General features: G+C 47.7%; 14 protein-coding genes. 3 read left to right on the forward strand and 11 right to left on the reverse strand.

Annotated features, from left to right (window positions below; translation table 11 throughout):
* Nucleotides 1–12 precede the first annotated feature (12 nt).
* Genes rsmB through gmk form a run of 6 tightly spaced genes read right to left on the reverse strand, consistent with a single transcriptional unit; the run spans nt 13 to nt 7,114 of the window.
* The gene (gene rsmB / locus P404_RS0102260) at nt 13–1,341 is read right to left on the reverse strand and encodes a 16S rRNA (cytosine(967)-C(5))-methyltransferase RsmB (RefSeq protein WP_026829883.1); all 1,329 of its coding nucleotides are present in this window, start codon (nt 1,339–1,341) and stop codon (nt 13–15) included.
* The gene (gene fmt / locus P404_RS17285) at nt 1,338–2,714 is read right to left on the reverse strand and encodes a methionyl-tRNA formyltransferase (RefSeq protein WP_014970729.1); all 1,377 of its coding nucleotides are present in this window, start codon (nt 2,712–2,714) and stop codon (nt 1,338–1,340) included. Before fmt ends, rsmB begins: the two co-directional genes overlap by 4 nt.
* A 9-nt stretch (nt 2,715–2,723) precedes the next feature.
* The gene (priA, locus tag P404_RS0102270; RefSeq protein WP_026829884.1) at nt 2,724–5,048 is read right to left on the reverse strand and encodes a primosomal protein N'; all 2,325 of its coding nucleotides are present in this window, start codon (nt 5,046–5,048) and stop codon (nt 2,724–2,726) included.
* Complete coding sequence (coaBC, locus tag P404_RS0102275; RefSeq protein WP_014970731.1) at nt 5,045–6,235, reverse strand: bifunctional phosphopantothenoylcysteine decarboxylase/phosphopantothenate--cysteine ligase CoaBC; 1,191 nt, start codon at nt 6,233–6,235, stop codon at nt 5,045–5,047. Before coaBC ends, priA begins: the two co-directional genes overlap by 4 nt.
* 56 nt (nt 6,236–6,291) lie before the next feature.
* Complete coding sequence (gene rpoZ / locus P404_RS0102280; RefSeq protein ID WP_014970732.1) at nt 6,292–6,495, reverse strand: DNA-directed RNA polymerase subunit omega; 204 nt, start codon at nt 6,493–6,495, stop codon at nt 6,292–6,294.
* A gap of 1 nt (nt 6,496) precedes the next feature.
* Complete coding sequence (gene gmk / locus P404_RS0102285) at nt 6,497–7,114, reverse strand: guanylate kinase (RefSeq protein ID WP_236624370.1); 618 nt, start codon at nt 7,112–7,114, stop codon at nt 6,497–6,499.
* Nucleotides 7,115–7,282: 168 nt separating this feature from the next.
* Between gmk and P404_RS0102290 the strand changes: the two genes are divergently transcribed.
* Entirely contained in the window at nt 7,283–8,977 is a 1,695-nt protein-coding gene (locus P404_RS0102290; RefSeq protein WP_026829885.1) for an Rqc2 family fibronectin-binding protein, read from the forward strand.
* Between the two features lie 62 nt (nt 8,978–9,039).
* On the opposite strand, the gene P404_RS0102295 is transcribed toward P404_RS0102290, so the two are convergent.
* From P404_RS0102295 to P404_RS0102310, 4 genes are all read right to left on the reverse strand, one after another.
* The gene (locus tag P404_RS0102295; RefSeq protein WP_026829886.1) at nt 9,040–9,951 is read right to left on the reverse strand and encodes an FUSC family protein; all 912 of its coding nucleotides are present in this window, start codon (nt 9,949–9,951) and stop codon (nt 9,040–9,042) included.
* The gene (locus tag P404_RS0102300) at nt 9,948–10,847 is read right to left on the reverse strand and encodes a DUF4097 family beta strand repeat-containing protein (protein WP_014970736.1); all 900 of its coding nucleotides are present in this window, start codon (nt 10,845–10,847) and stop codon (nt 9,948–9,950) included. The genes P404_RS0102295 and P404_RS0102300 overlap by 4 nt, the downstream gene beginning before the upstream one ends.
* 165 nt (nt 10,848–11,012) lie before the next feature.
* Nucleotides 11,013–11,702 carry a metal-dependent hydrolase gene (locus P404_RS0102305; protein WP_014970737.1) on the reverse strand — a complete coding sequence of 230 codons (690 nt, stop codon included), beginning with the start codon at nt 11,700–11,702 and terminating at the stop codon, nt 11,013–11,015.
* A 39-nt stretch (nt 11,703–11,741) separates the two neighbouring features.
* The gene (locus P404_RS0102310; RefSeq protein WP_014970738.1) at nt 11,742–12,041 is read right to left on the reverse strand and encodes a winged helix-turn-helix transcriptional regulator; all 300 of its coding nucleotides are present in this window, start codon (nt 12,039–12,041) and stop codon (nt 11,742–11,744) included.
* Nucleotides 12,042–12,147: 106 nt separating this feature from the next.
* On the opposite strand from P404_RS0102310, the gene P404_RS0102315 reads away from it, so the two are divergent.
* Both P404_RS0102315 and P404_RS0102320 read left to right on the forward strand, forming a co-directional pair.
* A complete protein-coding gene (locus tag P404_RS0102315; RefSeq protein ID WP_014970739.1) occupies nt 12,148–12,639 on the forward strand; it encodes a lactoylglutathione lyase family protein in 492 nt (163 codons plus the stop codon).
* Between the two features lie 2 nt (nt 12,640–12,641).
* A complete protein-coding gene (locus tag P404_RS0102320) occupies nt 12,642–13,613 on the forward strand; it encodes a zinc-binding dehydrogenase (RefSeq protein WP_026829887.1) in 972 nt (323 codons plus the stop codon).
* An 83-nt stretch (nt 13,614–13,696) separates the two neighbouring features.
* Here P404_RS0102320 and P404_RS0102325 read toward each other — a convergent pair whose 3' ends face one another.
* Nucleotides 13,697–14,506 carry a GNAT family N-acetyltransferase gene (locus tag P404_RS0102325; protein WP_014970741.1) on the reverse strand — a complete coding sequence of 270 codons (810 nt, stop codon included), beginning with the start codon at nt 14,504–14,506 and terminating at the stop codon, nt 13,697–13,699.
* Nucleotides 14,507–14,641 lie beyond the last annotated feature (135 nt).

Here is a 14,641-nt window from a genome sequence, read left to right on the forward strand (position 1 = left end):
ATCATCCATTCTTCAAATCGTTTTTTTGAAGGCAGCGATATAAAAACCATCCGTTCCGAGCGTCGTCGGCAAGAGTTTCAATTCTGCCCGTTCACCAATCAAAGATTGGACCGATTCCGGCATCCGCGTTTTGAAACCTTCATCAAATTCAAACCCTTGACTGAGGATATACTCCGTCTGCTGTTCGTTTTCGAGCGGATCCATCGTACAGGTCGAGTAGACAAACGTTCCACCGGTCTTGACGAGTGGGAGGACGGCTTCAATGATCTGACGTTGAATGACCGGTAACTGTGTCAGATCCTCCGGACGTTTTGTCCATTTGATATCAGGTTTCCGGCGAATCACACCAAGTCCTGAACACGGTGCATCAACGAGAATACGATCAAACGATGCTGGGTCGAAACGGCTTCCCGCTTGTCGTGCATCGAGTACGTCTGTCTGAACCGTCTCTAGACCCAATCGCTTCGCTTGTTTTTCAAGTAATTTCACTTTATGGGGATGAAGGTCAAGTGCGAACAAAGAACCTGTCGTCAATCCTTCCGCAATATGCATGGCCTTCCCGCCTGGCGCGGCACAACTGTCCAATACCCGATCAGACGCTTGCGCACCAACAGCAGATGCGACCAGCATCGAGCTTTCATCTTGAAGTGACAGATAGCCCCGCTCCAGTAAGTCTGTTTGTTGGACACTGCCACTGATGATTTCCAGTCCATCTGGCGCCGCATGCGCTAGTTTCGCGATGACACCCTGTTCTTCTAATAATTGAATCATTTCTTGTCTGTCTGCCCGTCTTTGATTGACACGAACCGTTACAGGTGCCGGTTCATTGTTCAGACGGCACATCTGCCATGTCTCGTCTTCTCCAAACAATTCAATCCACCGTTCAACGAGCCATGCCGGATGACTGGTCTCGATACTGATTCGCTGTACGGTAGAGGATATCGTCGAAAAATTAGGTTTCCCTTTTCGCAAGACATTCCGTAAAACACCGTTGACGACTTTGGCGATATGTGGCTTGCCACGAGTCTTGGCAATCTCTACTGCTTCATTGATGACAGCGTGATCAGGAATCCGGTCAAGATAAAACAGTTGATAAACGCTCATCCGAAGCAACGGACGCATGAACGGGTCTAATTTTTTTTGAGACGCTAAAAATGGTTCTAAAATATAGTCGAGTGTCAATTCACGGCTGAGCGTGCCATAGACGAGTTCCGTGTATAAACCGACATCGGCTTTGGCAATGGCTCGTTTCTCGAGCATCTGGTGGACGGAAATCGTGGAAAAAGCCCCACCTTGTCCGATTTTCAATAATGTTGTGACTGCTGCATCTCTGACGTTCATGCTTGTTCGCCTACTTTCTGTCCGATCATGAGTGTCTGTCCGACACCTCGCATGAATGTCGTGCCATCCATCCGTTTTTTGCCCGCTGGTTGTAAATCCGTCAATTTCAGAGCCATTCCTGATCCTGTCGCGATGACCGGACCGTCTGCTTCAAGCGCAATGATTTCTCCTGGCGTACCGGTTCCTGGGACTTTTTCTGCAAAATAGACTTTCAACCGGTCCGTACCAAGTGTCGTATAGGCACTCGGGAAAGGATTCATGCCGCGAATCTGATTGTAAAGGTCTTCCCCTGGACGTGAGAAATCGAGTCGTTCTCGTTCCCGGCTGATGTTCGGAGAAAACGTCACATCTTCTTCTCGCTGTGCTTCCGGTGTCAACGTCCCCGCAATCAACTGCGGTAACGTCTCAATCAACAGTCGGGCACCAGCGGCACTAAGTTTATCAAACATCGTTCCAACCGTATCCCGTTCTTCGATCGGGACAATGATTTTTGACAACATATCGCCGGCATCGAGACGGTCGACCATATACATGATCGTGACGCCTGTCTCGGTTTCCCCGTCGATGATGGCCTGGTGGATCGGAGCACCACCTCGATACTTCGGAAGCAACGAGGCATGGACATTGATCGCGCCAAATCGTGGTGCTTCAAGAACCGCAGTCGGAACGATTTGTCCATAAGCTGCCGTAATGATCAGATCTGGTTTCAAGTCGAGTAAAGCCTGATAGTCTTCACGAATTTTAATCGGCTGCAAAACTGGAATGTCATGAGCCAGCGCCACTTCCTTGACCGGTGTCGGTTTAATTTCACGTTTACGCCCGACCGGTTTATCCGGTTGAGAGACAACCCCCACTACATCGTATCCGGCATCGATGACTTCTCGTAACGTATTCGCAGCAAATTCCGGTGTGCCCATAAAGACGACGCGTGGTTTTTCGACGAGCTTATCGGTAAACAGGATTCCGTCTAAATGATCCATCTCATGTTGAATCGCACGTGCAAAAAAGCCATTTGCCTTAATTTTTATGCTTCGCCCGAGACGGTCTTGGGATTTGACGACGATTTGCTCGAACCGTTCGACCGGACCGAAAATCCCCGGCATACTAAGACAGCCTTCATCATCGATTTCTGAACCACTTGCTTCGATGATTTCCGGATTGATCAACTCAACCGGTCCGGTTTCATCATCCGTATGGACGACTGCAACACGAATCGGCTGATTGATTTGCGGTGCCGCAAGTCCTACACCGTCATATTCATACATCGTGTCAAACATCCGATCAATCATCTTAGCTAACTTTTTATCGAATTTCGTGACGCGTTGACATTGTTGACGCAATACGTCATTTGGTACTTCTACAACTTTATACATACTGCCACCTCACATGAATACAAATGGATTTAAATCCACTGTTACTTGGACTTTTTGTTTGATGCGTAATGCAAGCATCGCGCGGAGTGCCTCCCGCACGTCTTCTTGACCTTTATGTTTTAAAATGACTTGTTGCCGATACATGTTTTTTAATCGTGCAAGCGGTGCTTCAAGTGGACCATTGACAATCAGATCGTCGGACTCCAAGTGCCGGAGTTCCAAAGCAATTGCTTCTGCTTCCGCCTGCGCTTCGAGCGGATGTGCCGCTGAAATCGTAATCAATCCTAAAAACCAGAACGGCGGATGACCCCCGAGTTTCCGAAGTTGCATCTCACGTTTGTAAAACGCTTCATAATCATGCTGTTTAGCGGTTTGAATGACGTAATGTTCTGGATTGTACGTCTGGATGATGGATTGTCCAGCGAGCGCCCCCCGTCCTGCCCGTCCTGACACTTGGGTGATCAGTTGAAACGTCCGCTCACTGGCCCGAAAATCAGGGATTCCAAGTGTTGCATCCGCCGCGATCACACCAACTAACGTCACATTCGGGAAATCCAGACCTTTGGCAATCATTTGTGTTCCGAGCAGGATATTTCCTTCACCGCGTTCAAAGGCATTGAGCAATTTTTCATGCGCCCCTTTTCGCGACGTCGTATCCTGATCCATCCGGATGATTTTTGCTTCCGGAATCAAATGCGCTAATTCTTCTTCGATTTTTTGTGTGCCGGTACCAAACTGACGAATTTTCTTCGACTCGCACGCCGGACAGGTTTTTGGCATTTGAGCCTCAAAACCACAATAATGGCACTTCAGACAATCTTGATGTTGATGGTAGGTCAAATTGACAGCACAATGCGGACATTGAAGTGTTTCTCCGCAATCCCGGCACAAGACAAACGTCGTATAACCCCGACGATTCAGTAACAAAACGGTCTGTTCGCCCCGTTCAATCCGTCGTTTGATTCCTTCGATAAGCGGAAGACTGAACGGTGTTCGATTCCCACGCTCGAGTTCTTTGCGCATATCGATGATATCAACAGGGGGAAGTTCTCCCCCAAACCGTTCCTTGAGGGGTAAATACCGGTAGACACCCTTTTGAGCACGGGCATACGTTTCAAGAATCGGTGTCGCACTTCCGAGAACAACGGGACAACGGTGATAGGCCGCACGCCAGGTGGCGACGTCCCGTGTATGATATCGCGGATTTTCTTCCTGTTTGTATGTCGTTTCATGTTCCTCATCTAAAATGATGACACCGATGTTCGTCAACGGTGCAAAAATCGCGGATCGTGCCCCGACGACGACGTCGACTTCACCTTGGGCAATCTTACGCCATTCATCATACTTCTCACCTAACGACAGACCACTGTGGAGAACAGCGACCCGTTCCCCGAACCGGCGTTTGAATCGTTTGACCATCATCGGTGTCAGACTGATTTCCGGGACAAGCAACATCGCTTGTCGTCCACGTTCAAGCATCGTGTGAATCGACTCCAGATACACTTCCGTTTTTCCACTTCCCGTCACACCATGCAATAAGAAGGTACTTGTCTCATCCGGTCGAGTGATCGCGTCGACGGCCTGTTGTTGGTGGTCCGTCAACATCGACGGGACAAAAATATCCTGAACCAGATGTTCATAGGGATTGCGGTTGACATCAATCGTCTCCACCCCGATGACCCCTTTTTTTTCTAGACTGTTGATGATGCTGACCGTCAAATCGAGTTCATGCATCACTTCACTCCAGAGGACTTCCTGCCGTTCCATCAGATAATCACGAAGCACAATCTGCTTCGTTGCTTGTTTTGACAATTCGATCGTTCCATCGAGCAGCCGGATGCGTTTGTCCGTTTTGGTCGTCTTTTTTTCTTTGACGATAGGTTGTAATTGAAGTTCACCTTGTTGTGCAGCCAGTAAGATTTGTTGTTGGACTTCGCTTGGAAACTGACTGATTTTTTTATGATTCCAGGCGGACAATCGTGGATTCTCCGTCAAAATCAGTTTATCATAACTGACTTTCAAGGCAGCCGGTAACATCGCAAGTAATGCAGTCGCCTGATAACAAAGCGTCGTCTCCGCTAAATAAGATGACAACTGCAGTAACTCTTCCGTATAGGTGGGCGTTTCATCGAGCACACGGACAATCGGTTTCGTCCGGGCGAGTTCCGTCTCCGCTTTGACCGCCACGACGATTCCAAGCAATGCGCGTGGACCAAATGGAACTTCGACTCGCATACCCGGTACAACAAGATTTTGCCATAATGCTGGCACTTCATAGTCGAATGGTCGATCGACCGTCGCTGCTGCCACATCGACGATGACTTCAGCAATCATCGTAATGCCTCAGCAAACTGTTTGATCAAGTTTTGGGCTAATGTCGTTTTTGACTGTTGCGCATATGGGGTGACCGTCTCGTCTTTTCCGTATACGGTCACTTGATTTTCATCACTTGAAAAACCAATGTCTGCCCGTGAAACATCGTTCGCCACGATGAAATCCGCCTGTTTTCGAATTAATTTTTGCTGCGCATGATGTTCCAGATTTTCCGTTTCAGCTGCAAAGCCAACAAGAACTTGTGTCGTCTTCCGTTCCCCAAGTGTGCGTAAGATGTCGGTCGTCTCTTCTAGCTCAATCCGTAACGGTCCATCGATTTTCTTTTGTTTTCGATCATAAGTGACGGTTGGTCGATAATCCGCGACCGCAGCCGCCATGATGACAAGGTCTTGCTGGTCATAATGCGTTAACATCATTTCTAACATCTCGTCACCTGACTCGACGTCAATTGTCGTGATGCCAGAAGGCAGTGTTCCCCGAATTGGACCATGGACAAGCGTCACCAGTGCGCCCGCATCACGTGCGGCTTCTGCTAATGCAATTCCCATCTTTCCAGATGAATCATTCGTCAAATAACGAACCGGATCAATCCGTTCAATCGTCGGACCGGCACTGATCAACACGTGACGATTTTCTAATTTTTTCGCTTGAAACAAACCAGACAAGGTCTCGACTAATTCCTCCGGTTCAGGTAAACGGCCTTTTCCGATCCATCCGCACGCCAAATTCCCGACGCCTGGTGCGATCAATTGGACTCCGTCTGCCATCAGCCGTTCCATATTTCGCACCGTCGCCGGATGTTCTAACATATTGACATTCATCGCCGGTGCAACGACGACCGGACAGGTTGCGGCTAAAATCGTCGTCGTGATGAAGTCGTCTGCGATTCCATTCGCTAGTTTCGCAATCAGATTGGCTGTTGCTGGTGCAACGACAATCAAATCGGCTTCATCTGCTAAATCGATATGCGCAATCTTGGATGCATCATGCTCGATGAAGACATCGTCATAGACCGGTTTCCGTGTCAACGCCGCAAACGTCGTTTTCCCGACGAACTGTTGCGCATTTTTCGTCATCGCGACTTGGACATTCGCCCCTGCCTGGACTAACTTAGAGGCTAACGCAGCTGCTTTGTACGAGGCAATTCCTCCTCCGACACATAATAGGATGTTACGATTCGTTAGCATGATGAATTCCTCCTTATTGAAAAAAACAGCCACAATGAGAAGTGGCTGCTTCAAAATTAGTCTTGCGGTTGGTTCGTAACCACGACTTCACCAGAAAAGAGTTCTTCGAGCGCTTTTCCGACTGGTTTGTATGATTTCGGGTTTGCTACTTTCACACGTTTCCCGTCTTGAATTTGACGTGCACGTTTCGCTGCTACCGTGACGATCGTGTATTTCGAAGGTACCTTCTTTTGAAGCTCGTCTACTGATGGATATAACATGTTATTTAACCTCCATGGCTTTTTTATACAAGGACGCAACGCGTTCCCGGCTACAATGTTCTGCGGTGACGATTGCTTGAATTCTATCACATGCTTTATGGATCTCATCATTCGTGACGACGTAATCATAGGCATCCATCATCTCAATCTCTTCTTTTGCAACGAGCAGACGTTGCTTGATGACTTCTTCCGATTCCGTTCCGCGACCGACAAGGCGATTACGCAGTTCCTGTAAACTTGGCGGAGCCAAAAACAGGAATACAGCTTCTGGGAAATGTTCCTTGACCTGCATCGCACCTTGGACCTCAATTTCTAAGATGACATCTTTTCCTTCATCTAAGATTTTATTGACCCATTCAACAGGTGTTCCATAATAGTTCCCTACGAATTCAGCATGTTCTAGCAATTGATTATTGGCAATCATACCCTCGAATTCGTCACGTGTCTTGAAGAAATAATGGACACCGTCCACTTCTCCCTCACGTGGTTTGCGTGTCGTACAGGACACCGAATAATGCAAATTATTGTCTTCATCTTCGCGTAATGCACGGCAAACTGTTCCTTTACCAACACCACTCGGACCAGACAATACGAGTAATAAGCCACGCTCTTTAAAAATCACTTCAGAACCCCTCCATCTAACAAACTTCACATTGTTTCATATTAGCAGTAGAGATAGGAAGTTCGCAAGTGGTCTTTTTCAGCTCGACTGCTTAATCATACCATAACAGAGCGCTTTCTGTTACCTTTAGAAAGTGGAAACGAAATCAAGAAAGAAGGTAATTTCATGGCTTTTGATGGACTCATGACGACACGTGTCGTCCGCGAACTCCAACCGCTCGTTGGAGCACGGATCAACAAAATACATCAACCGTATGCACTCGATCTGATTTTCAGTGTCCGGGCAGAACGAAAAAACGTGATGTTACTCGCATCGGCGAATGCCATGTATGCAAGACTTCATCTGACATCAGAGACAACAACGAATCCAAGTGAACCACCGATGTTTTGTATGATGCTTCGGAAACATCTTGAAGGGGGCTTCATCGAATCGATTGAGCAACTCGGTCGTGACCGAATCATTTTGATGCGCGTCCGCTCACGAAATGAACTCGGTGATGAGGAAGCAAAAAAACTCTACATTGAATTGATGGGACGCCATTCCAACATTTTATTGACGGATGGACAAGACAAGATTTTAGATGCCATCAAACATCTTCCCCTTAGTCAAAATACGTTCCGGACCATCATGCCCGGCTTGCAGTATCAATTGCCCCCGGAACAAGATAAAGTCGATCCGTTGACCGGTGACATCGAACAAACGTTACACCGGATTGATTGGAATGCTGGAAAACTGGATCGCCAATTGTTAGGTCTGTTCAGCGGGTTTTCGCCTCAAATCACGACCGAGATCGTCTCACGTGCTGGACTGGCGAACCGGACCTCTCTTGCTCAAGCGACCCAGTCTATTCTTGATGAATTGACCGGCCCTTATTATTTACAACGCCTGGAAAACGGCAAAGAACGATTTTCTCCTGTTGCCCTTCATCATGGTGAAGTAATCGATGAAAAAACGTTTACTTCGAGTGGCGATGTCCTCGATGCCTTTTTCCATCAAAAATCCAATCGGGACCGGGTCAAACAGCAAGCTGCCGACTTGGAACGTTTCATCAAAAGTGAATACGATAAAAATATTCTCAAACGATCGAAGTTAGAACGAGACCTTGCAGCAACGGATAAGATGGATGAACTGAAACATAAAGGTGAATTACTGACGACATATTTGTATCAGTTACAACGGGGAATGAAAGAAGCAACGGTCGTTGATTATTATGAGGAAGACGGCAAAGAGATTACGATTGCTCTCGATCCTCGTTTCTCTCCGAATGAAAATGCACAGCGGTATTACAAACGCTACAATAAATTAAAAACGGCTAAAATCGAAGTCGCGAAACAACTTGAAAAAAACCAGCTTGAGATTGACTACTTCGAAGCCCTGCTCGCCCAACTCGATGTCGCTTCACCTGAAGACATTCGAGAAATGCGCGAAGAACTCGTCGAAGAAGGATATGTCCGCGAACGCAGCAAAAAGAAAAAGAAACCGCTTGTTCCAAAACTCGAAGCGTATCAATCCTCGACCGGAATTCCGTTTTTTGTCGGGAAAAACAATAAACAAAACGATTACGCGACGTTTAAATTCGGGCGTCGTTCTGAGACATGGTTGCATACAAAAGATATTCCAGGGTCACACGTCATCATCCGAAGTGAACAGCCGGATGAAACGACGTTGAAGGAAGCGGCCGTCGTCGCCGCCTACTATTCGAACGCCCGTGATTCGAGCCAAGTCCCGGTCGATTTCACGGAACTCCGGCATGTGAAAAAGCCGAGTGGTGCGAAACCCGGATTTGTCATCTATACGGATCAAACGACGCTGTATGTGACACCGGACGCGGATCTTGTTCAATCGCTCCGTGTTCATTAATAGAAACATCAACTCCAAAATGCCGCTCTCGTTGTTTCATTCAACAACGAGAGCGGCATTTGTCATTTCATTTTTCCGAGTTGTTCCCGGTAATCAAGCAAGTGTCCGTTAATGATATCTTTTGCCTCACTCACTTCTTGATCGAAGGTGAACAGCGATTGGTTTCGGTCATGTGAAAAAATCACATCATAATGATGGCTCAGAAGAAAGTCGATTTCTTGCCCTAATCTTTTTTCCTGTTCATCCGACATCGGAAGATCCCGGTGACTCGCGATGCTTTCAAGTAGCAGGAGCAACTTATCCTCCAAATCGACCAGCTGCTTCAATTGAATGAACGCTTCACTTTGACCGCTGGCAACAAGCGGGTACTTTTGATCCTCTTGTAACATGATGATCATCTCTTCATGTTTTAAGACTTGTTTGCGAACAGCCAGTAATTTCGAATCATCTTTGACCAAACTACGCCAATCTTCCATTAATTGTTTCGTCGTTTGTTTGACGAACGTCAACAAACGTTCCTCGTAATGCGGTGGAAACACGATATAATTGACGGCGACGGCCGACAAGACACCCACTACTGTCAATAACGAACGCGTCAACGCATAATGCGCATAATCGGCCGTCGGACTCTCAAACATCAGGACAATCGCAAAAGCGGCAAACGTCGACATATCCGTCCGGCCAATCATCGAGTTAAAGACAAGCGAGACGATGACGGCTAGTCCAATCGTCAACGGATTGGCACCAAGCGTCGCAACGACGGCTAGTCCACAGACTAATCCAAGAATCGTCCCGAAAATCCGGTTAAAGACGATCTTAAACGAACGATGAATCGTCGGTTGCATGGCAACGATTGCCGCCACCGCGCCCATGCCGGAGTAAATTCCGAACACATACCAAGAAAAACTGAGGGCAATCGCGACTGCAATTCCGGTTTTAATCGTCCGGAGACCGACACGAAACTGTAGCTTCACTCGAGCGTCACCTGCCCGACTTCACTTTCAACGGTTACTTCTGGTTTTTCTTGTTTCGATAACTCAAATAAAGCGACATCCTCATCTTTTTGTTTCGTATACCGGTCGTTCGCTTTGATGTCCCCGTCCGTCGTCACGGCAATCGTCCCTGCGGCTTTCGTTGGTTTTAAGCGGATGGCACCGTCAATCGTCGACACGGACAAATCAAGTTTCGCCCCGTAGTCAGATAAGTTGACCGATTCTGCTGTCACATCCGCATGGACGGCATTCATGTTTTCTACTTTGATGTTTCCTCGACCTGTCAAGGAAACGTCATCGGCATCCACTTTATTTAAATCCATCGACTTAGCCGTCATTTCAATTGTCTTAGCAAATACCCCCATTCCTTTGAGTGTCTCTGCGTCGACATCGACTCGGTTCATATAACTCGGTAACCCGACTTGAATGGCGTATGCCCCGGGTTGCTCACTCGGACGATTGCCAAGTCGTGCGGCGAAGCCATCCCGACCTGTTACCGTCAACGTATTTCCTGACGTTCCAATTTTCAGCCGTTTTTGGCTCGACGCACTGTCGACCAACTTCAATTGAACATTTCCATCGGTACTCCGGACAAAATTGACTGTCGCGTTTGGCGCATCAATCTGTAACGTTTTATACCGATTCGTCGTTTTAAATGTTTCTCCTCGAGACAGGGAATCCGTCGTCAGAAACAGCGTCACGGTGTATAGCACCACAAGTCCTAAGACAACTGAACCGTAGACGATTAGTGGACGACGGATCGGTTTCCGTGCCCCGATCCGATCAAATGACGCGGCTACTTTCCGTCGTTTATCCTTCAATCGAGTAAACGACGATTGTTTTCGTTTACGTTCTGTTCTACTCGTATTCTCCTCCATCGGTCTACCTCCATCCAATTCTCTCCCATTATTCCGAATTTATGATTCGTCTGTCAACATTCCTTCTTAATCATACGAAATGTTTCACATATTGCCATCGGGCGGAAGATGGAGCGCATCAAAAAAGAGAGCCTTCCCTATCAGGAATCACTCTCTCCGCTTGTTTTATAGCTCCAAAGATTGGTCAATCGTTAAAAGATGTCCTGTCTGCCCTTGTGCTTCTAAGTTTTCACAAAAGGCACCGGCATCCTGCTTGATCAAATCGAACGTATCATAATGGACCGGGACGATGGCTTTCGCTTGTAACATGTCTGCCGCAATCAAGGCATCTTCTGGTCCCATCGTATAGTTATCGCCAATCGGTAAAAAGGCAAGATCAATGTCATTGTGCGTACCATACAACGCCATATCACCGAACAGTGCCGTATCGCCGGCATGATAGATCACTTTGTCTTCGATCGTCAGTAAGAATCCAGCAGGCATCCCCATATATGTGATGGTCTGCTTCGCTTCATCGATGATGCTCGAAGAGTGGAAGGCTTGCGTCAGCTTGACTTTACCGAACGGAAATTCAAACTGTCCGCCCAGGTTCATCGGATGGACATTCAGACCTTTAAAACTGAGATACGTCGCGAGTTCGTGTGTGGCGACAATCGTCGCGCCCGTTGCTTTCGCAATCGCTTCCGCATCCAACATATGGTCAGCATGCGCATGCGTCAATAAAATGAAATCTGCTTTGACGTCTTCCGGCTTCGTCATCGCCTGATCGTTGCCGCTGAAAAACGGATCAATCACGATATGTTGTCCGTTCGTTTCGATGGTTACGGTAGACTGTCCATGATAAGTCAACTTCATCTAAAAAGACCTCCTGAGATTATGATAACAACAGAAAGATTAGTTCCCTTCTCCCCACGCACATAAACCTTTCATCGCCGGTTGCAGCGTATAGGCGGCATCTGTCAACCGGTACTCGACATGCAAGACTGCTTCATCGAATTCAATCCGTTCGACCATCCCGAGCCGTTCGAGTTCCTTTAGTTGATCCGTCAAAACCTTCCTTGAAATGCCCGGAATTGACCGATGCAATTCTAGAAAACGTTTCGGACCGCCCTCTAATGTGCAATATAACTGTGGACGCCATTTTCCGCCGATGATGGCGAGCGCCCGATTGACTGGAAATTGTTCTGCCGTCATTGCTACCGTCTCTCCTTCAAGTAGTTACTTTAAAGTGCGTACTATGCAATCGAGTGTATCGTAAGTTATCGTTGTCGTAAATCAAAAAGCAAAGGAGATAACAAACATGACTTATCCACGCAATTTTTCACACATCGGACTTTCGGTCCCGGATTTAGAAGCAGCGATCACATTTTATTCTGAGGTGATGGGATGGTACGTCATCATGGAACCATCCGATGTCATTGAGGATGAATCGCCGATCGGTGTCATGTGCACGGATGTATTCGGAGCAGGATGGAAAAAATTCCGCATTGCCCATATGGCAACGGGTGACCGGGTCGGGATTGAATTGTTTGAGTTCCCAAACAATGAACAACCGGAAAACAACTTTGAATTTTGGAAAACCGGTATTTTCCATTACGCGATTCAAGATCCGGATATCGAGGGCATGGTCGAAAAGATCGTCGCCCACGGCGGCAAACAACGGATGCCGATTCGGGAATACTACCCGGGTGAAAAACCGTACCGGATGGTGTACTGCGAAGATCCGTTCGGCAACCTCGTCGAACTGTATTCTCATTCATATGAATTAACCTACTCGGAAGGAGCGTATTGATGATGAAAGCATGGCTTAATGAAACCGGAACGACGGTCGAGAACTGGGTATACACGGATGTCGAAACACCGACTCCATCAGCAGGTGAAGCACTGATTCGTGTCCAGGCCGTCGCCTTGAATCCGGTCGATTATAAAGCAACGCGGAATCCCGCTTGGAGTTATCCGCATATTCCGGGTGTCGATTTGACAGGCGTCGTCGAACAAGTGGGACCGGACGTAACGGATATCCAAGTCGGAGAACGTGTGGCGATTCATACGAATCTTCAAAAAAATGGTGCCTTTGCGGAATATGTCGTCGTTGATGCCCGCGCTCTGGCTCACATTCCGGATGCCGTCAGCTTTACGGACGCAGCCGCGATTCTCTGCGCCGGGATGACGGCTTACGAAGCGATCCATCAAAAAATGAACACGACGGATAAACAAACGATTTTGATCCATGCCGGAGCCGGTGGTGTGGGTGGTTTTGGGATTCAACTGGCAAAACGGTTGGGGCTCAATGTCGCAACAACCGCTTCTGCTGATAATCACGATTGGGTCAAACGGCTAGGCGCTGATCTCGCGATCGATTATCGGAACGAGGATGTCACGCAGGTGATTCGCGACTGGACGAATGGACGTGGTGTCGATTTGATTTTAAATACGGTCGGACGTCAGGAAGCGACCGATGATTTGGACCGTCTCGCGTTTTCCGGTCAACTTGCTTACATCGCGGGAGGTCCAGATCTTTCCGTCGTCACACCGTTCACATTGTCGCCGTCGATTCACGAAGTCGCGCTCGCAGCCGCTTATGCGAGTAAAAATGATCGTGCGATTCGCAATCTTGGTCTGATGGCGTCGGAACTTTTACAACTCGTCGCGAACAAACAACTCGATCCCCTCGTGACGAAAGTTGTTGCTGGATCTGAGATTGCAGAATACCTTGAGTTGCTGTCAAAACGTCACGTCCGCGGAAAAATCATCGCGACATTCTAAATCAATACCTTTTTTATGTACACAAGCAGATGCACTCCTGATTGTTCAAGGGAGCGCATCTGCTTTTTCGTGCAGTTAGCCTGTCATTGGTACTTCGGCCGTTTCGTGATTTGAACCGAACGCCCGACCAGTTCAAATCCAATGGCTTGATAAATCTTATTAGAGGTCAGGTTCGACCAGTCGGTGTAAAGGGAGACCATCGGATAGCTTGTCAATAAATGATCGGCTAGACAGGCAACCAAGTAAGACGCGATGCCTTGTTTCCGCCATCTTTGAGGGGTAAAGACGTACGAAATCGTCACGCCGGAAGAGGTTGGTCGACTGGACGATGCCATCGCGAGCAATTGATTACCGTCAAACAAACCAAACAAGGTCCCCGCCTCGATATGTTTTCGAATCGTTTGTTGATTCTTCAGCCGGCTTCGTTCCGTCGCCGGTAAGGCACCGGTCTCTTTGATGAATGCCCATCCGAACCGCACCGCATCATCCGTAAAAGACGCATCGATCACACGGAATGTATAATCAAGCGCAGCAGGCGGAATCACTTTTCGTAGCGCGTAAACCCCCTGATCCATCTTGATGTGAAAAGGACTATGAGAAGCCAGTAATGGTTCGATGATCGCCTGCTCTCCGATGTATCCCGGACAGTTCAAAATCCGGGATAACTTCCGGGTTCCATCGTATGTAAAGGCGTCTCCTGCTAAAATCGCTTGCTCTTCGATCGTTTGAAGCACAACGATCGTCCGGTCTCCTTCTCGCGCAATCGCCATCAAGATTGGAATATCGCCACGTTCCAAGATTCCGAGCGGCAATTGATGAAGATCAGAACGCTGCTCAAGCAACGGAACGGCAATCTGTTTAAAACTTTCGTAATCACGATAATGAGTCAACATCTGAAAAACCACTCCTTTTCTCTTTTTCCAGTGTATCAAAAAAAAGAAGCGGACAACGCATTCGTCTGGTTTTTGACGGAATCGTCCGGAGACCGGTCGTCCATGCCATAAAAAATACTCGTTGCACGCACCACT

Source organism: Exiguobacterium antarcticum DSM 14480 (assembly GCF_000685865.1).
Lineage (GTDB): Bacteria > Bacillota > Bacilli > Exiguobacteriales > Exiguobacteriaceae > Exiguobacterium_A > Exiguobacterium_A antarcticum.

Coding starts and splice junctions, on each gene's coding strand:
- rpoZ (WP_014970732.1), bottom strand. CDS start 6,495: ATGTTATATCCATCAGTAGACGAGCTTCAAAAGAAGGTACCTTCGAAA.
- rsmB (WP_026829883.1), bottom strand. CDS start 1,341: ATGAACGTCAGAGATGCAGCAGTCACAACATTATTGAAAATCGGACAA.
- P404_RS0102305 (WP_014970737.1), bottom strand. CDS start 11,702: ATGAAGTTGACTTATCATGGACAGTCTACCGTAACCATCGAAACGAAC.
- fmt (WP_014970729.1), bottom strand. CDS start 2,714: ATGTATAAAGTTGTAGAAGTACCAAATGACGTATTGCGTCAACAATGT.
- P404_RS0102300 (WP_014970736.1), bottom strand. CDS start 10,847: ATGGAGGAGAATACGAGTAGAACAGAACGTAAACGAAAACAATCGTCG.
- P404_RS0102310 (WP_014970738.1), bottom strand. CDS start 12,041: ATGACGGCAGAACAATTTCCAGTCAATCGGGCGCTCGCCATCATCGGC.
- P404_RS0102315 (WP_014970739.1), top strand. CDS start 12,148: ATGACTTATCCACGCAATTTTTCACACATCGGACTTTCGGTCCCGGAT.
- P404_RS0102290 (WP_026829885.1), top strand. CDS start 7,283: ATGGCTTTTGATGGACTCATGACGACACGTGTCGTCCGCGAACTCCAA.
- priA (WP_026829884.1), bottom strand. CDS start 5,048: ATGATTGCTGAAGTCATCGTCGATGTGGCAGCAGCGACGGTCGATCGA.
- P404_RS0102325 (WP_014970741.1), bottom strand. CDS start 14,506: ATGTTGACTCATTATCGTGATTACGAAAGTTTTAAACAGATTGCCGTT.
- coaBC (WP_014970731.1), bottom strand. CDS start 6,235: ATGCTAACGAATCGTAACATCCTATTATGTGTCGGAGGAGGAATTGCC.
- P404_RS0102320 (WP_026829887.1), top strand. CDS start 12,642: ATGAAAGCATGGCTTAATGAAACCGGAACGACGGTCGAGAACTGGGTA.